The organism is Enterococcus sp. AZ140 (assembly GCF_051714405.1).
Taxonomy (GTDB): Bacteria; Bacillota; Bacilli; order Lactobacillales; family Enterococcaceae; genus Enterococcus_B; species Enterococcus_B pernyi.
This window is the reverse complement of record NZ_JBIORU010000001.1, coordinates 1,783,402-1,803,634: the sequence shown is the minus strand read 5'-3', so window position 1 is coordinate 1,803,634 and position 20,233 is coordinate 1,783,402. Positions and strand designations below refer to the sequence as shown.

Annotated in this window: 9 protein-coding genes; all 9 read left to right on the top strand. The window is 34.5% G+C overall.

Annotated features, from left to right (window positions below):
* Positions 1 to 981: 981 nt before the first annotated feature.
* Complete coding sequence (locus IGJ39_RS08270; protein ID WP_195339182.1) at positions 982 to 1,239, top strand: PqqD family peptide modification chaperone; 258 nt, start codon at positions 982 to 984, stop codon at positions 1,237 to 1,239.
* 593 nt (positions 1,240 to 1,832) lie between these two features.
* Positions 1,833 to 2,723 (top strand): 6-phosphofructokinase, encoded by an 891-nt coding sequence (locus tag IGJ39_RS08265; protein ID WP_195339183.1) that lies wholly within the window; start codon positions 1,833 to 1,835, stop codon positions 2,721 to 2,723.
* Between the two features lie 528 nt (positions 2,724 to 3,251).
* Positions 3,252 to 4,541: an electron transport complex subunit RsxC gene (gene rsxC / locus IGJ39_RS08260; protein ID WP_195339184.1), complete on the top strand. Its 1,290-nt coding sequence runs from the start codon at positions 3,252 to 3,254 to the stop codon at positions 4,539 to 4,541.
* Entirely contained in the window at positions 4,538 to 5,551 is a 1,014-nt protein-coding gene (locus IGJ39_RS08255) for an RnfABCDGE type electron transport complex subunit D (protein ID WP_195339185.1), read from the top strand. Before rsxC ends, IGJ39_RS08255 begins: the two co-directional genes overlap by 4 nt.
* Positions 5,552 to 5,914: 363 nt before the next feature.
* Positions 5,915 to 7,567 (top strand): glycosyl hydrolase family 28-related protein, encoded by a 1,653-nt coding sequence (locus tag IGJ39_RS08250; RefSeq protein WP_438764444.1) that lies wholly within the window; start codon positions 5,915 to 5,917, stop codon positions 7,565 to 7,567.
* Positions 7,568 to 9,194: 1,627 nt separating this feature from the next.
* The gene (locus IGJ39_RS08245) at positions 9,195 to 9,698 is read left to right on the top strand and encodes an AAA family ATPase (protein ID WP_195339187.1); all 504 of its coding nucleotides are present in this window, start codon (positions 9,195 to 9,197) and stop codon (positions 9,696 to 9,698) included.
* A gap of 1,738 nt (positions 9,699 to 11,436) precedes the next feature.
* Positions 11,437 to 11,598 (top strand): hypothetical protein, encoded by a 162-nt coding sequence (locus tag IGJ39_RS08240; RefSeq protein WP_171845032.1) that lies wholly within the window; start codon positions 11,437 to 11,439, stop codon positions 11,596 to 11,598.
* 1,092 nt (positions 11,599 to 12,690) lie between these two features.
* Complete coding sequence (locus IGJ39_RS08235; protein WP_438765022.1) at positions 12,691 to 14,778, top strand: QWxxN domain; 2,088 nt, start codon at positions 12,691 to 12,693, stop codon at positions 14,776 to 14,778.
* A 53-nt stretch (positions 14,779 to 14,831) separates the two neighbouring features.
* A complete protein-coding gene (locus tag IGJ39_RS08230) occupies positions 14,832 to 20,210 on the top strand; it encodes a QWxxN domain (RefSeq protein ID WP_438764442.1) in 5,379 nt (1,792 codons plus the stop codon).
* The last annotated feature ends 23 nt before the right edge of the window (positions 20,211 to 20,233 follow it).

Sequence of the window (20,233 nt, the reverse complement as noted above, 5' to 3'; positions counted from 1 at the left end):
AATAAATAGAGAAAAAATAAGGATATCTTTCAAATTATTATACTCAATATAAAGCATTAAAACCATAATTTTTGAAGATTATTGTTATGTTTTTAAACTTTTGCAAAATATCGATAAGGTAAATATCAAGTCTGTAAACAATCCGCCTAAACCTTTTCTAAAACATTCTCTAAAATTTGTGAGTGTTTCAATAATAGGATAGCTAGTTACTTCTTAATTCAGTGTCTAAAATCCTTCAATCCATGAAAACAGTACGAATAAGCTGTTTAATAAAAATAAACTTATTCCTAACTTTTCCTAACAAAGATATTGACTTTTACATTAATCGCGTTATACTAATGTTAGGAAAAAAAGTGAAATTTTTTCCTAAATGCTAGAGAGGAGGACAGTGATAGTTAGCTCAAAGGATCTGAGAAGAGTCTCTAAGCACATTAGATGACCGTATACCAAAGTGAAGTCATGTAGTTGTTCTAGATGCTTAACAAATGGACCAAAGCTTACACCGTTCTTTTTTATGGTAGAAACGAAGTTAGTACACTAAAAAACTCCCCTTTTTTGTACAGACTAACTTTAGTTTCCTAAAAATCCCCATATTGTGAGGCAAATGATTTCGTCTATGATTTGCCTCACAATAATCAATTGTAAGTTAACGATGACCAAGATTAGATAAGAAGGATAAACCTTATCTATATAGTAATCTTATGGGTATACATAACATTTTGAGATGAAAACTACTACTTATTCGCATTTGATTATTTTACGATGTAAAGTAAATGCAAGAATCGATCACCTGCCAAGAATAAAGGAACTCTTATCTTTGGAATAAGGAATAAGAACAAGTAATACGGTTAATGCTTTTGAAAAGACAGTCCAAGTGAAGTAATATTCAGAACATCATCAATTTCGAAGAATTACTGTTAAAAGAAGACAATCAATAGTAGAACTATTGGTTATGGAGTTATAGGAAAGGAAGAAAAAGAAATGAAGTTAAACAAGGCGATCGCTTATGAAAAATTAGGAAATACAATCTACTTGTCATCAGATGAGGGAATCTTTCTACTGGAGAATGAAGTAGCGACATATATCTTCGATCTTCTGACAAAGGAACAGACCATCAAAGAAATCAAATTAAAAGTAAAAGAAAAGTTTAGTCACTCGAATGAACTGACAAAAGAAGGAACAGATTTATTTATTGAAAATTTTTTAACCGATTTGTCGAAGCGATCGATTGTTTGTTAAATGAAAAGCACATTATCTAACTCTATGTTGGATCATTCAACATGAAACAGCTCTAATTGTTGCTACGAATAAAATATACTTGTTACAACTGAAGGTACAATAAGTTTAAAGCTGTTTTATTTTGAGTTATCGAACGTTACAAATAGACTGCAAGTCAAACTTGCGGTCTATTTTTTTGTTGAAGACAGATCCAAAGCCAGATTCGATGCTCACCAATAAAAGAAATGTCTTTGTCTTCCTCGCTTTCTAGGTGTTGCCGTGAGACAAAAATATCATAATTTGTTCTGTCACAATTGCTACTATTTTAGTAATCCTATACTTTTTTCTACCAATAAAAAAACCTCTATGCTATATTGGAATAAATATGGTATATTTTACTTAAATAGAAAATAGCAGAAGGATACTATGTCTATCCTATGAAAATCGCAAAATCAAGTGACTTTTTGAAAACTTTTACGATTAAATGATACCGATTACATGGGGCTGCTATTTATTTGATTGGCATGAGAAATTACTACTGATTGAGGAAGATAGCTCTTGGAACTAACTTAGTATGGAAATTCAATGAAAGAATACAGTGAGGGGAAAAGAATATGGCGAAAAAAGTTGGGATTTTATCAATAGAAGGTTATGTAAAAGGGGGAGAGCGGTTAGTGGAACAGCTTGTGCTTTCCATACCTGAACAAGAAATCGAATTATTCGCAATCAATTTTTCTGAAGAACAATATATCCAAACAAAGCTGGATCAACATGTAAATAATTGGCATTTATTTGATTGCTCTTATTTATGTTCAGAAACTAACCATGTTAACTATCAATTTATTCAATTGATCAAAGAGGAAAATTACGACTCCTTCGTATTATTAGGTGGGACTTCGAGTGTTGTATTTGCAAATGAGCTACGTAGCCATGGACTTTCAGTAATCACTGTACCAGTATCCAACTATCTTGATTACCCAAGTGGTGACTATACGGTAGGTTCAGATACATTTATCAACGGCGTCACAAAAGTGATTGATCGGATCGTCGATACTGGACATTCTCATCAAAAAGTAACGTTCATCCAAATTGACGATACCATCACAGGTAAAGTCACAAGAGAACTATCTTTGACAAATGAAATCGATGTTTGTATTGCTAATCAACTTGATTTAACGAATAATAAAAAATATCTTTTGAAACATATGAATAGCCATCCTATGCATTTTTTATTGAACCGTTCAGTTAGTTCAATCGAATCTTTTGTTGAAACGTTTTGTCCCACATTATCCGATTATAGAAGTATTGTTTTAGATAATTTAGCCATTGGACAGTCGATGATCACCGCGTTTGATCGAATTGCGGTAATTAAATTAGCGAATGTCATAACTGATTTACTTAACGACAGGCAATGTTTAGACGCTGAATTGTATTTCTCACATGGGAAGGTGTTGTTTGAACAAAGTCCTTCTCATCAAAATGTGAAAAAACAAGTAGTGGAGTAACTAATAGTAAGCAGATTGTTGCAGGATAGATTGTCACGTTCCACGAAATAATTTTCGGTAATCAGGACTTGGTAAAAGGTAACCCTTCAAATTATTTCTCGCAAGCAAATCGATCAAAAATTCTAACTCAAAGCAACACATGAGTTAGAATTTTTTGTTATTGTCATTTAGTAAAAAAGATAAGATAAAAATTTTTATAAATTAATCTTTTATATTACGTTGTATCGTGTTATTATATTTGTTACAAATGGTTATTTTATTTACTTTTATATAAACGGAAATAGTAAAAGATTTCACTTTTCAATTATATTATTTAATGGAGTATGGCGAATATATACTGTTTTGTTCATGTTCATGCGAGTAATAAAACAACTGTTTTATATAAAAAAATAATTGTTATTGTAGGGGGAGAAATGAAAAAAATTAGTTATCGAAAAAAATATGAATCGATCGGATTAGGTTTGCAATTAGTTTTAGTAGCAATTGGTTTGATTTATTACTTTTTTATCTATCGTTAGGGGAATGAAAATGAAATTAATAGTAAAAAAAAGGTTGAATGGCGTCTATCTTGATAAAAACAAACATACAGCACAACAAGCCATCGAGAAACTAACGCCACCAAAGAAAATTATTTTACCAATGTCTATGCATCTTGGAAAACCTGCTAAAGTCGTTGTTGAAGTAGGCAATAAAGTGGCAATTGGGACACTCATCGGAGAAAAAGATGGACCAATATCTGCCAATGTACATAGTTCAGTGGCAGGAGTCGTAAAAAAAATCGAGAACCGCATGGTCAATCATCGATCGACTAAAGTGGTCATTATAGAAAATGACTTTTCTGACCGTATGGAATTATTACGTACAAAAAACAAAGATTTACATAATATCGTCGCGAATGCAGGAATCATCGGGATGGGAGGCGCTGGTTTTCCAACTGACATAAAGCTACTACCTAAAGAAGAGCAAAAGATCCATACCTTGATCATTAACGCAGCAGAATGTGAACCATCCATTACTAGTGATAGAAGATTATTGATTGAAGATACCGAACAAATGATCAAGAGTATCCAAATGATTTTGGATACTTATCAAATCCCAAAAGCAAGGATTGCGATCGAAAAATCATCTGTACAAGTAATTGAACATTTACATAAACATCTGATTGATCCAAGAATCCAGTTACATATTCTAGGGGATCTATATCCTCAAGGTGCGGAAAAATTAGTGATCAAGCATGTATTATCTCAAGAAATACCTAAAGGCAAGCTCCCTTTTGATGTCGGAGTGATCACCTTGAATGTAGCGACGATACATAGTATTTTTAGTGCTGCGTTGAAGCAGGTCGCATCCTTCGAACGGGTAGTAACAGTTTCAGGTACACCGATCAAAGAAGGAAAAAATCTACGAGTACGAATTGGCACACCAGTAGAGGAATTGATTGATGCTTGTGGTGGATTTGTGTCGTCACCTCTTAAGGTATTGAATGGTGGACCGATGATGGGGAAACTTATCCAATCATTAGATGAACCAGTCACAAAAACGACTAATTTGATTTTAGCATTGTCTGCAGCAGAGGCAATGATCCCCAAGGAACAAAAGTGTATCAAATGTAGCGAGTGTGTGAATGCGTGCCCAATCGGTCTACATCCGATCTTGATCAGTCAAGCGTACCGTCATCAGGATCTTCAGACAGCCGAACAGTTAGGCGCGTTGAATTGTTTAGAATGTGGTGCTTGTTCATTTATTTGTCCTTCAAAAATCGATTTATTAAAAGATATCAGAGCAGTAAAAAATCAGATCATGGAGGCAAAAGGATGAGTACGAAATATCTAGGAAACGGAACGATCAATGGTCCGCATATCCGTAATGATTGGACAAGCCAATGGAAAATGAAACAAGTGTTGATTGCCCTTATATTTCCAACGATTGGTGCTACTTACTTTTTTGGTTGGCGTTCGTTAGTGATGATCATTAGCAGTATCCTCACCTGTGTATTACTTGAAGGGGTTATCCAAAAAGCAAGTAAACAACCGATCACGGTCAATGATTTGACTGCTGTGATCACAGGTTGGCTGTTAGCTTTGACATTACCTACTAGTGCACCATTATGGACAGTGCTTGTCGGGGACTTTATTGCTATCGTCCTTGTAAAGCATCTAGGAGGCGGGTTAGGAAGGAACTGGATCAATCCCGCAGTAGCAGCACGAGTCCTTCTAAAGCTCTTTTTATCTCCTTGGATCACCAATTGGACCGCACCAGGACCAGATGTGATCACAACGGTGACGCCACTTGTGGCACTTGGTCATTTTTCTCGAGAAATCAGCGCGACCACACCTGAATGGTGGAAACTTTTCTTAGGGATTGATCTAGGCGGTCCAATGGGGGAAACAAGTAAACTGCTCTTATTGATTGCAGGGGGCTATTTGATCGTGCGAAAAATCATCCATCCATTCGTTCCTCTGTTGACCCTAAGCTCTTTCTATCTAGCGATTTTAATTTATAGTGGGTTTAATTTTAGCTTTGCTACAGCACATTTGCTTAGTGGAGCATTGATCATGGCAGCTGTTTTCATGGTGACAGACTATACGACTTCACCTGCAACCGATAAAGGGAAGTATTATTTTGCTATCGGCTGTGGTTTACTATGTGCCGTTTTAAGAATCGTCTTAGATTTGCCAGGGGGGATCGGCGTAGCGATTGTTGTCATGAATCTAGCGGTACCATTCATTGATCAGTGGACGATGCATCGGGTGTATGGTGAAAAAGAGTTTAAGATAACCCCGATAATTGATAAAGAAAATAGAAAAGGATTATCAAGTTTCAAGTGATAATTTATAACGAATAGGACTATTACCCGACTAGAGAAATTTAGTCGGGTCTTTTAAGGTAAAACTGTTGCTCAACTATTTTTTTGCGAAAGAACTCAATAATTTCACCTGTGAATGAAATTATTGAGTGCCAAACTATTTATTTATCTGCTAATCTACAAATGGATATCGTTCGTTATTTTATAGTGTGTTAGACAAAAGGTACCTAACAGCAAAAATAAAAGAATACTTCCTGTTTAGAACGATAGCCAATCACAGCTAAAAAGAATGGAGAGACAAATGAATAAACGACAACTAAAAATGATGTTATGTTTTCTGGTTCTGTTTTTAATAAGCATACCAGCAAATATAAACGCAGAATCAATGAATGAGTTAGAGGGCCAAAAAACTTTTTTGGCTCAGCCCACCGAATGGTTAGATGCAACAGATGCGACGATTTTTGGGGAGCATGCGCTGCGACGTGAGAGTTTAGAAGATCAGTCAAATCAATTACAAGCGATTATTGATCACACCAATTCTTTAACAAAACAGTTATATATTCCAGCTGGTACGTATATTATCAACAAAAATGTAGTGTTAAGAAGCGGTCTCAAGATCAAAGGAGAAGAAGAGAATCCAACGATACTGAAAAATGAAACAGGACAAAACGTTTATTTGTCAGATGAAAATTACCAGACAAGCCACAATATTGAGATTCATTCATTGTTTTTCGATGGAGTAGGAATTTTTACACGTTTAGCAAATAACATTACCATCAATGATAATGTGTTTTATCATCCTGTCTCTTTGTATCCGATCAACCTACAGACATCCAACGGGGCAACTATGCAAAATAATATATTTATGAGAGATCATGAACATGCCACGCCAGATACAGAAAATCGGGCAATCTATATTGGTGGTTTTTCGACGGTTGGAAGATATGAGTATATGGAAAACGTACAGATTACAGATAATCTATTTGGGTTACGGATCAATGAGTTAGAGGCAATCAAGAGCTTTAGCAATCCTGAGATTATCAAAACCATCAATCGTCTACAATCTGCGTTGGAATCTGAGCAAATGTCTCTTGAACATAACGAACAAAATTATCTTTCTTGTGGTGTCAATTCATATAGTAATTCGAAGAATGTTTTGATAAAAGATAATTTCTTCCAGCAGATGTACGAGAACGAGGATCGCTATGGTGTGGTAGGTGATCATGCCATCTATCTAAGAGGATCACAGAATGTACAGGTTGTAGGCAATCATGTTCGTGGATTGCACAATGGACCTTATGGTGGATTTAAATTCAAATCAGGACGTAACATCACGATCATGAATAATTATCTACGTAATACCGGTATTATCATGTATGAAACACCAGAATTTGGATTAGGAGATAGCTTTGCTCAAGGTCAAGTAGCTGAGCTATCGAATTGGTTAGTAGCAAATAACGTGTTTGATTTTAAAGAGTGGCAGGATAAATACGCGATTGGGATAGAGTATAATCGGCATACTGGAAAGGACAACGTATACAATGGGGTATTTATTGATAATAAATTTATCAATTATCACAATATTCCAGCCAACCGCCGGAGAGAGCTATTGATCATGAATCAAGCTTTTGAAGGTTTTAAAGGAGAGTCAACGTATATTTCTGGCAATACACGTGATGATACATCTGATCGTCAATTAAATGTTGAGTATTGGACCTCAGCAGAGTATGACAAAATGCCAAAGGATTGGAGAAGTTTGATCGATTCTACAATGTATGATCAATATAAAGAAACGCACATACCAATACAAGATGCATTTCCTGTTGGTCGGACGGTTGAGATTATTTTAGGTGAATCTTTTGATCCATTTGATTTTGTTGAGCAAACCCATATAGAAGAAAACGATCGTCCTGAAATCACTATTTTGAATCCTGAAGTTCTATCAAAAGTTGGTCAACATCAACTAGAGCTAATGCTTTCATATCCAAATGGACGAACAGTCCGTGCGATAGCAAATGTGACGGTTCTGTTTCAATAATATAAAAAGATCAAGCGATTCAAAAAACAGTTGAAACTTCTTGGCATATCATTTTCTAGCCAAAGTCGAAAGAGTTAGAAATATTTTCGCTCGATAAAGATTTACAAGTAGTCATTTTATCAGAAATACCAAGTTTTTACCGCTTAATTTTCAATTGAAACGACGGTGTTAATGAGTTTTGCTAAATAGGTGATTTCAAAAAAAGAACAGATGCATGAAATTACTTATATCTCTTCTGTTTTTTTGCACCAAAAAACAAGGTTGGTTGAACATTCCCTCTTTTTATAGACATAGTATAAAGACGGAGGATGTTCAACTGATTTTTATTTTGCCTAAGTAGTTTATCAATCAGTTAAATAAAAATACACTTATAAAGTGAAAAGGAAAAGGTAAAAGAAATGTAAAATAAAAGTATTGTGGATTTAGTAGAGATTGTCATAGCAAAAGAATTTTATGCTGGGTGAAATATGTAGCAGATGAAGCGAATAAAAGACAGAGAGGATTAGTTGGTTAGATAAAAATGGATTGGATACTGAAATCATACAGAAAATATGTGTATGGCTTTTTTTGTTTTGCTGATTTTATCATACTTGATTGAGATAAATTTCGCGTTTATGCGTTCAAAATAAGTTTTTATGATTAGTTTAAATAATAACGATGTTATTAGGTTATATTAAACGTGTGGTTTAAAGGTAATTCATGATTTTTTGCATATTATGAAAAAAATTCTAAAGATTAATAATTTTTTGTAAATAAAAAATTTATTGCTATAAGTATGAACCAGGGTTAAGAGAATTATTACAGAAGATATAGCTAGAATGGTCAGAAAAACAATAGTTATCTTTTGGAATAAACCTTTAACATTACATACATAGAAGGTCGTAGGTATAAAATAGTGATATATTTAATGGTTCGGATAAGCTTATGTTTCTTAAGTATTATATTTTTTAGTATAAGTATTGGTTTTTTATTGAGAGTAAAAAAAGTAGTACGACAAAACCTCGGGAAAAGTTTATCCAGGTTAGACGCTCTTAAAAGCAAAATCTACTTAATGAATTGTAATTTTTGTGTCTATATAGGATTTTTTGTGATTTCAATAAACATAGTACTGTTACGCTTTCATTAGTACAATCTTTAATTTATGCAAATCAAAACTAATGTAGGTAGCTCTTAAAGAGCATATACATAGAGTTCCTCATTTTAGCGAATGGTTATAATAAATAAGGCATAAAAAATATTAAGACAGAGAAAGTTTTATCGACGATTGCGCAAAATACACAATTAAAGTTTTTGACAGCTGTCAAAAGAGAGGAGAAAATCAGTGGGATTATCAATGATACGCTAATTAATAATTAATCAAAATGGATTCGATCCAAAGTAAACTGAATATATAAGTTATCCAGAAGTTTACAGTATCAATCAGTATAGTTTTGGCAAAGTTAAACAGGGCTAAGAATCTGTGAGGTGATTATTATTAAGCTAGGAGGGTGTAGAGATATGAAAAGTAAAACCATAAAAAATCGAAGAGAAGTAATTTTACTGACAGGTGCTGATAATTTACATAGAGAGCAAACGAGTGCAACAGAAAATTTATAAACCCTGAATAAAAGGAGGTAGAATAAAGTAAATGAACAGCAAATTAATTATTCTGCGTGGAAATTCCGCAAGTGGAAAATCGACGATTGCATCGAAGATACGCCAATCATTTCCTCGAGGAGAAGTAATGTTGATATCGCAAGATGAAGTTAGATTACACATACTCAACGTAAAAGACCGCATAGAAAATCCCACAGCTGACTTGATCCAATCCATCGCATTATTTGGTCAAGGGAAATTTAAAGTTATTGTTATAGAAGGAATACTAGGCACTCATATTTATAAAGAGATGTTGGTTGAACTAGTTTCGAATTTTCAACAGAACGCGCATATTTATTACTTTGATATTTCTTTTGGTGAAACAGTCAATCGACATAAAACAAGAGAGAAAAGTGCCCAATGGGGTGAAAAAGTCATGAAGAAATGGTGGTTGGAAAAAGATTATTTGAGATTAGAGAATGAAAAAACAATAACTGATTACATGTCAGAAGAACAGATTCTCAAAATAATCCTAAAAGACCTCGAACAATTGTAGTAGGTAGTTATATAGAATAACTGGTATTATATAATTCTGGAGGGCAAATAACTTGAGCGAGACGGAATAAAAAGAAAAATATTTGAATTTAGTTGATAGGATAGAATCCAGAGTTTTTACGTATATATCTATAAGAAAGCCAATAAATCAAAAGTATAATTTTTAAAGAAAACTGATGGAAGTAGTTGAAAACAAAATACAGGTTTGAACTTGTAGACTAAAGAAAAGAGTGGACAAATGAAAAAAATATATTTTATAAGTCAACTTCTATTAGGTGTTAATACGTTTATGTTGATTGTGATGCCCTTTATTTTAAGTGCATTGAGTCATTTGTTTCCTAATTTTATTGATGGCAATATTGTATTATTATGTATAGGGTTATCGTTATGGGGGATGTATATTACTGCTCCGTTTGGTATAACAATGTTATTGGTATATACTCTATATCTTAGATACCAAGAAAAAAAGAACAAGTACAGCAGGTAGTAAGCAGAGGAAATAATAGAAACGATAAGTGAAATATAGCTCGGGTCGTAGAAAATATAATTATTGTTCAAGGTGCCATAACGTCATTACGTGGTAAAGCTTTAGCATACAATAGGCACTAGAACTAATAGCAGCATTAGCTGCTGGAAAAACTGTAGAAAATTAAGATATACTGTTAGAAAAATACAATTTTTTTGCATAAACTTTTGACTATAGATAGTGAAAAGAATTTAGGTGAATCAAAGTGATATATTTAATGGTTCGGATAAGCTTATGTTTTTTTAGTATGATGTGTTTTAGTATAGGTATTGGTTTTTTATTGAGAGTAAAAAAAGTAGTACGACTAAACCTCGGGAAAAGTCTATCAAGATCAGATTATACGAAGACAGAAGCTTATTTAACAAAGTGCAAGTTTCATATATACATAGGATTTTTTATTCTGGCACTTAACTTAATATTATTACGTTTTAACTAATAATAAACTTTTTTTATTACTCTGGTTAAAATTTGTACGAAGCCAAATTTTACTACATAATAATAACAAAAAATTGGAAATGTGGTGTACTATGTTTAAGAAAATTCGGAACATAAGTTTAGTGTTGTTTTTAATAAGTATGTTTATATTAGTATTTATACCGTTTGTATTTTTAGTTATTTTCAAAATTTTTCCTCATTTAGATGCAAGTGAAAATGGTATAGGCGCTATGCCATTACTAGCTATATTCTTAGGTGCATTTTTGTTGAGTGTAACTGGTCCTTTTATGTTTATTATGCTGATGATCGACATTGCTTGTAATCTAAAAGATAAAAATAGTCTATAAAATTAGTTATTAAAATAGATGGTTTGTATTAGATAAAGAGGTGCAATGTATACATATTAAGAAATAATTGTGAAATTGATTATGGAACATTTGCGATTGGTCGAGCGAAACAAAATATTGAAAGATGTCTATCACGTGATTATGATGTAACAATTTATTTTGTTTTTCAAGAACCAATTATTGCATGGAATTACACTAAATTAAGAGGAATAGTAGGAGGAAGATTTGTCCTAAAGAGCGATTTATTAATGATTATTTTAGTTATCGTGATAATATTCACAAAATTATTAAACAGTACGGTGATTCTATTTCAGGGCATGTGATTCTGAAAGATTACATTAATGAAATAGCAATAATTGTTCCAGATATTGTGTATATTAATCTTGTTTTGCCTGAATCTATTACGAAAGAAGAGTGGGAGGGGAAGCTATATGACTGATAAAGAAAAAGCAGAAGCAATTATGAAAAAATATAACCGTAGCTATGGTAATCTCAATAAAAAAGCAACTAGAAAAGAATTTATGACCGTTCTTCAGTATGTAGCAAATGAATCCAATCGAAAACAACGTAAATTAACTGGGTTAGATAAATAATTTTTGTAAACCATACTCTTTATGAAGAGAGATCCAATAGTTAGGCCAAGTACCGACTGGAGAAATCTTGTCGGTATTTTTATGTTGCCATTCGTTTACGATATTGAACAGGATTGCAGTCGAGTTTCGTTTTGCTGCGCAGATGATTCTAATACTTCATCCACTCGCCAATGGATTGTGCTAAGATATAATTTTTTGATGATTGGCTTTCCATGAGAATTTTACTTTCGGTTTCGGTGAAAGACTTTAAATGCCTTGTTTGAGGAATGATTGATGCCAATAAAAGACCTAGACCGTTGGAGGACCAGCTGTATTTCAGGGTATTGTCAAGATAAGATTTATCGCTATTCGAATAATAGTGTGTAACATGTTGTTTGAATTGAGAAGAGTAACTTTGTTTCGTTTTTTTCTTGTGAAAAGCAGCAAAGTCGAGCGTTTCAACTGTCTTAATCCGTTTTTAACTGTATAGGAGGCTGGAATACTATACCGATCCGTCAATGTTTTATAACCACCTTCACTTCCTTGGTAAGCTTCAACTATCTGTTTTTTAAGTGCGTAATCGTATTCAGTCACTAAAATACCCCTAAGTTAGATTTTTTCGGTCTAACTTAGGGGGCGCACTTCATTGTTATGATGTTTTTATATTCAGTAACAACAGAAAAGATAAATCATATCCTTTGTTAAAGTAGCTATGTCATCATGGTTAACCTGATGTGTGTCGAACGTTTCTATATGAAAATTACAATGGTAATTTGTAACTAAGTTTCGACAACAACTAAAGAAAAATTAAAGGAAGGGAAAACAAATCTACAGAATATAAGTTTTCTGCTTATATTCATACTTCTTTAGTGAGCATTTCTGTCATCACTATCACTCGACCATTTTTTTCATCAATCATTCAAATAAAGTCACATTGGATAGTCATATTTTTTGTACAATTGACGTATATAAAAATAAATTTTTTTAGTTTTTTAATTCCTATTGACGATATGCTTTTCCTTTATTTCGGTATCTAGACTTAACACTCTCTATGATTAAAAATATGATTATTACATAAGTTTTTTTATTAAAACAGATGAAGGAGTGAAAAAAATGATAATAGAAGTTTATAGGAAAAAAAATGGTGAATTTTATTATCAATGTCAAAAGAAATATAATCAGAAGGCAGAACAAAGATGGTTGAACGCTTTAGCCAATAGTATGGGACAGACGCTCAGCCCCAAGGGATTTCACAGTCCGCTAGGATTCCTTTATCTATTAAGTGTATTAGGGAATTTCCGATTATCCGATGAAGTATCACCCAATCTTCAACAAAGAGGTAAGGGATCTTCTCCCACTTTTGAAATAGACACCTTCATAGAAGTGCGCAATCAAGAGGAATTTCTCACAGTTCAATCTTTTGTTTCAACTTCTACTTCTAACCGGGTGCATTTTCAGGCAGAAACAGGTAACAATACGATAGTCGGACCAATCATTGAAGGGAACTCTAATAATCCTCCGATGATGTACTTAGCTGAAAAAGCGCATCAATGGAGTATCCATATTCATCAGGCAATTCATGGGATTTCGAAACTTGAAAATTGTACAACCAATAGTGAGTTCACCTATCGACTACATTGGGGACTGTGGGAAGTTCCCGATCATACACAATCTCATTTTAAAACAATTTGTCAGAGAGCCATCATCAATTCACAAGAAAGACTAGGCCAACAAACATACCGCCCAATCGACATCAGAAAGTTTTACTTTAAAAAAACTAGCACAGAAAACGACTTGCCATTTTCTATTGGAAAGGATATGACGGAAACATTAAAAACTGTTTTTCAATTCCACATGGAAGATTTATATTCTTCGACCAATAAATCTTTTTCAGAAAATGCGATTGAAGGAGCAGTATCAAATGTAGAAGAATTTCCGATAGGGAAAATTGATTTATTTCCCATTTATTTTAGTGGATTTTTAAATAATATATTTACAGAAAAACAAGAAAATGCAAATGGATACCTTGTAATTGACTATTATTTCCCCTTTTTCAAGCAAACTTTTCCTCCCTACTATGAAACAAAAAAATTGGAAACTACCCAAGTTAGAAAGAATATCAGACATCCAATACAACATTTCTTCTCCTACTTATTTCAACTCACTAAACATCTAGATAACAGCTCAATAGTAAAAGAACAATTTAATATGGTATGGACATTAATGGAGAAAGCAACGGAAAGCGTTGACCGATTCCTTGAAAGATGGGATCCGTTAAGAGTAAGAGTTGCAGAAGCAGCAACGATTCCTGTCAAATTATCCGATGGTAGAAAAAAAATATTACCATTGGATAGAAGTGTGAACATTCCACTGAAATCATATGAAGACTTTTCGGATCATACACTAAAAAAAATCGAGTCTACGATTTCGTCTTATATGAAAAATGAACTTTCTTCAGAACAAATAGTTGAATCACTGCGGCCAGTATGGTTTGATTTAGCGGTTTTTAGCAAGCGTGATGAGACGGAGACGGTTAATAAAGTGATTATTGACCGTGTGTGCCAGTATGATAAGGAATTGTGTTTGTCGAATGATTCATCGCTCAGAGAGTTGTTTCTTGCAATCCAATACTGGGGAAATAGAGGGAACACGAATCAAGATATTTTGGATAAAAGAAAACAAATTGCTCGAATCATTTTGAAAGCTTATGATCTTTCCGAAGAACATCTGACTGATAGTAGAGCCATTGAAGTATTTCTCCAGTGGCGAAATAATAATATTTTTAAAAACGTTACATTTTCAATAAATAAAAATTTTGCTTTGATGAAGAACCAAACAATCCTAATGGACACCCAGATGAATCAAGATAAAGCTACAATGAATGCGACTGAATTCACATTATTATCTAAAGTGACTGAAGCGATTGCGGCAAATCGTTTTCCCGCAATCGATCAGGATCAACCATTGCCGATTTTTTATTATAACGAACTTCTTTTTTTAAGAAGAAACGCCACAAAAACGGTAAATAAACATTTAAAAGATTGGTGCATCAAACAAGGATTATTGAGTGATTCTGTCACTGACACAGAACTGATAAAGAGACTTCAAGATTGGGTAGGAATAAGTGAAAAAAATGAAGTATCAGTTATATCAGAAAAGTTAGCAACCTTAGCTTTTTTTTACTCAAAACGTATGGCGTAGAAAATGTAAGGTTGGGAGATATTCTTTCTGCGACTCAATTACAGGCAATTTTTATGCAATGGAAAACAAATACGATTTTAGAGGGGAATACATACAAAAATCAAACGAATCAAACGCACATTTATCAACTAGCTCAGCCGGAAACATCCGTGATGAGTCATTTCCTAGAAAAAAGAAAGCATAGTGATCAACTTTATGCCGACTTTATTAATGATCGACCGCTTTCTATACCTAATACACAACCAATCCTTCTTGTCTGTTACCACTTTGCTCTTTTTGAAAATCGCACCAAGACTTCTAAAGTGAACGAAGCAGTCAGGACGTTTCTCCATGAGCAAAATGCCCATTTTATTAATTCATCTACGAGTGAATTAGTCAGAAAATTGCGCGAGTGGACTTTATCAGCTGATACATATGATTTGATTATCAAAAGAGAAAAAGAGGTAGCCAATCTCCTCCTTAAAAATTATGGTATGAAAGAAACTTTTATTACCATTGATGAGGCAAGAAAGATTTTTCTCCAATGGGAAAACAATAACGCACAGAAAGGATATTTCTACAAGGAATTCAGAGAAAGTGAACGTCGTTTTGTTGGGGTGATCACTGAAGAGATAGAGGGAGAGAAAGAGACGAAAGGAAAAATTGAAGCATTTCTGAATGAAAATCATATTGATCCAGCCAAACAAGTAACCAACGAATTACAGAACCATTTCGAAAATGGAATCGATGCTACTCAAAAAGAACAAATCAATCAAAGAATTGCCACTTTTTTAACGACAGAAGGGATTCCTTGCGATATCTCTGATCTTCGTTTGTTAGTTGAAAAGGTGTCAGAATGGACATTACTCGAAGATACTACTCAAGAAACAATTGATATGGTGAAAGTGAAACAAATCGCCCGATTGATTATTGGTGAAGAACAAGATGGAGTGATCTCAGACATGGAGGCAAAAATGACTTTCATTGTTTGGCTTTCTCAAACGATTGAAGATGTCACTTCTTTAAATGAAAATAGAACATCTAGTATAGTTGAACAATCAACTAGTTCGAATGCATCTGTACCCCTTGCAGATATACCTACAGATAAACGAGATATCTTAGGAAATATCATTAGTTTAAAAACAACTAGTGACGGGGATCAATGGCGTGAGGGACGAGTAATGGAACAGGTGAAACGTTTTTTTTACAATAAAGGCCTATTAGCAAATGAAGCAACGAAAGAAGATCTATTCGGTGTAATGGGAAAATGGTTGATACGAAGTGGTGACAAACGAGTCATCATACATGAAAACTTACAAGCAATCGCGATGATCATTCTTAAAGAGTTAAACTTATATGGTGGAGAATTAGAAGAAAAAATCTCCGATAATCTTGCAGAAGCTACGGTTTCCAAATGGGCTGTTGAAAATTTATTAGAAAGTTCAATCGAAGCATACATAGCTAAAAGTATACTTGCATCTTCAGATCCATCATCCTATACGATTGGACAGCTCAGAAAGCTGTTTGAGCTAGAGGAGTTGAAAAAATCAGGACTGATCGATACTCCACCTCGAGCACATACACTTGCTGATTCACGAAAACAAGAGGAGGAACAAGCGAATTTAAAGAGTTTATGGATCCATCTAGTCGATCGCGTATTACCAAATTATCTTTTAGAGGCGAGTAATCTATCGGATGATTTACCGATTTCTGATTATGATACATTAATGCAGTTAACAGGTTCAATGTTATTAAAAGATGCAGGATATCTCAAACAGTTCAACCAAACGGAAATTCGAGCGTTTGGTGAGTTTTTTTGTGAGACAGTCAGTGAACAAGGCGTCGATTCACTTGATCAGTTGCAATATCTAATCACACCAGCACTACTAGCCATTGCTCAACTCGATCCGAAGGGATTAAGTGAAGCATTAGAAAAAGGAAACCATAAAGAGTTTGCCTTAAGCACTTTCATAGGTTATCGACAGAAAGGTTATTTCAAAATTTTAGAGCTACATAAAACGATACATGCTTCTTATCAAATGTATGAAAAAGCATTCAGGGAGTGGCGTCGTAAGCAAGCGTTGGCAAAAGAAGTAGCCGAACAATGTAGACAAAAGGGAGTAAAAGATGTCAGAGGTTTTGATCAGATATATCTTAAGGGGAAAAATCCATGTCCTAAACTTTTGGAGTTGCCAAATATTAATGAAAAATATACACACCTAACTAAAGCTGTTTCGAATGCCTATCACTCGTTCAATAAGAAGTTGATTGAACTGGCATTAAAAATAGTCATTCCTGAGGAGCTTAGCTTTATATTTTCGGCTGATACCAAAATTTACGAAGCTTCGGCGCAGTTGAAAAATGAAGCTCCTTATGTCGGAGGAGGTGCAGGTGCGCCAGGTATGCTACCAGTTTCCTTTACAAAACGCGTGGATTGGCTCGATACGATCCTTAAGTTAGAAAACACCAATCTGTTCGTTGCCGTTTGCAACAATGAAGAACGTTTTTACGCATTAAAAGCATTGGATGAAGACGGTGGGTATATGTTATATCGTGTCGATACTGATCCATTATTATATCTTAAATATGGTTTGTTTGATCAGAAGTATATTTGGAATCAAGGTTTTCAAAAAGAACGTGATGGGGTCTTGATAAATAAAAAACACTATACATTTACTGTTAAAGTCCATCGCGATAAAGAATTATCTCGTGGTACTGACGTAGAGACATTCGTCGAAAATATCAGCAGTAAGCACCGTGATGCATTTTACCGACAACTGTATGAGTCAGGAAATGACAAGGCGACAACTGAAAAAATATGGGACATGGTGAAGCATATTATTCCGTTTTACGATTGTGTGGTAAGTAGTATAAATGGACAAGTGGGTGAGGCCGTGTCTTCTTGTCTAATTGATGTTGTTCTGCTGATTCCTTTGTTTGGAACGGTGACTGCTTTGAATACGAAGTTTGTTGTGGGCGTAGCAAGAGCAATTGCACGAGGTGGAATAAGGAATGCAATAATGAACAGTGCGCACGTAATCCCTAATCCAGCAGAACTGAGAGCTCTCATAGCAGGTGTGGCACGTTATATTGATCCCGGTTTTGAGTCAGTTGTAGGTGGGAGTCAATTAGTCATAAAAGGATTAGTGACATTAAAAAATAAAAATTTTTTAAACCATAGTATCAAAGAAATCTTGTTAAAACTAGAAAAGTTACAAAAAGAAACAACAGATTGGTCTAACCTATACATCCGTACACATTTACCAAGAAATGGTCCAGAAGTTCAAGTGAAATGGGTAAAAAATAAATTATATATGAAGGTGACAGATTTAAAAAATGGAGAGGTCTCTGGTAAATACTTTACTTTGAGAGGCAATCAACTAAGAGAATTTGAAGGGGCAGCATCTTTTACGCCAGAACAAAAAGCATTGATTGATCGCTTAACAAAGAAAGTAGATAAGGACGTTCCGTTTGTGGAAGAAGCGAATGTTTATCCAAAGGGATATGGGGAGGGGATAGTTTATACCATAGAAAATAAAGATAAATCACTCTCTTATGGTATAAAAATGAATGACCAAATTATACCTATCAGAATTGAGCCAGTAGAAGGCCATGGGGTACGTTACGATGTTATCGATGGAAATGAGATATTTCCAGTCAATTTCAACGGGGTGGAATGGTATTTTGAGCCAGGGACGTCACCCCTTCTTTCTAAAGAAGTAACAACCGTTGTTGAGAGTCAAATCAACCGATTTGAAGTGTTACTAGATCCAACTGGTCTTTCCGCTCCAAATGCGTATGGGTTGATGAGCGATGCAGCAGGAAGAACGTTTATAAAAATCACACATCGGTACATTCCATTGATTTTGTTGGACATGGAAGAGAATCGATACCATTTAGTAAAAAAGAATATTCTAGAACCGCTCACTGTATTACGATTTGATTCTAGCGTTCAACATTTTCGTTTTGAGACTCATTTAGAGAGAGTCACTGTTGATCATATGAGTGCCGTGTCAAAAACTGGTGGGAAATATGAGAAGGCTAGTACCTCAAAGGCAGGTATCGCGAGCGCACCACAGGAAGAGACCTCTAAAAATAGCATATTCCCACCATATAATACAATCCCTGCAGTGGCAGGGAAAATAAGTGAGTGGAATAAATTCAGACAAGCAGTAGTCACTCCAAATGATTATCAAATTCCAAGATATGAAGATAATGATGTGGCACTTACACCATTAACTAGCTTTATTTCGGAGCCACAAAATTATTATATACAAGATCAAGCTTTGGTAGAAAGCGCATTGTCTCGTACAATTAATGATCTGTTGACTAAGAAAGTTTCTCAACATCAGGTAATTCCTGAAGAAGAGGGTCTAGGTGAAGCAATATCAAAAGCAATTGATGATCTATTAGATGCGGGACCTTCGAATGTCCCTGTTGTGGCAACTAGCGACTTAACAGAATTAGAGGAATGGGTAGAAACATCATTTCCTAATGAAGACGTGCCACTCAATCAACCACCAGAGCCTCTATTTACAGACGAAGATTTAGAGATTATGAAAGGATGGGTAGAGGAGTCTATTGCTCAAAATATTGAAGAAGTAGCGCCTAACATAGTACCTGAACAACCCGGTAATCCAAATGAAGGGGAAATTGAATTCGTAAAAGAAAACGAGTTGACTAGTCAAATAGAGGAGGAAGGTCCCACAAACTTTCGAGCTGACTATCGAGTATTTGTGGGCTTTGATGCCACAAAGGTTCCTGACTTTCTCAAACCATTTATCGAAGAATTATCCCAAGAGTTTTATAAAGCAGTAGAAAATTTCAGCAAAGCCAAAGAAATTTGTACGAACTTATTAAAACATTCTACAATTGCTGAAACAAAAGTAGGGAAATATTTGATTCAAATGTTTGACTTAGCAGAAGCAACGAACCAAGAACAGGTTTTAAGAGAAATCGTCAAAAGAGTCCTGTCGATCGCAGAAAAAGGGGAGTTGTTTCTTCGACAGTCAGCAGATTGGGGATTTGAAAACATGTGGATCGTCTCGTCTGACCTTGTTCGAGATGAAATCACACAAAACTATTATTCACAGTATAATGAATATTTAAATGCGTATGCATTTGTATTTAAACAAGATGGCGAATGTCGAATCATTATTATGGCAGATGCTTTTCACTTAAAGCCAGCTATTTCTCCAGGAGAACAGTTAAAAACAGCTTCAGAGGAAACGATTATGCATGAAGCAACACATCTTGCATCATCGACAGATGACATCATAGCCTATTCTTTACCTGAAAAAGGGACAAGAAGAAGCGGAAAAGACTTGAGAGATGAGTTTCTACGTTATTATCCTAGCTTTGTACTGTCGGAGTCCTTTGAGGGGTTTGTTAAAAGACTAGCTCTGGAAGAAAAAAACCGAATCTATCTAAAAATACTGTTGTTGAAGCACTAAAAGTAGATTCTATGTTGCGAAGT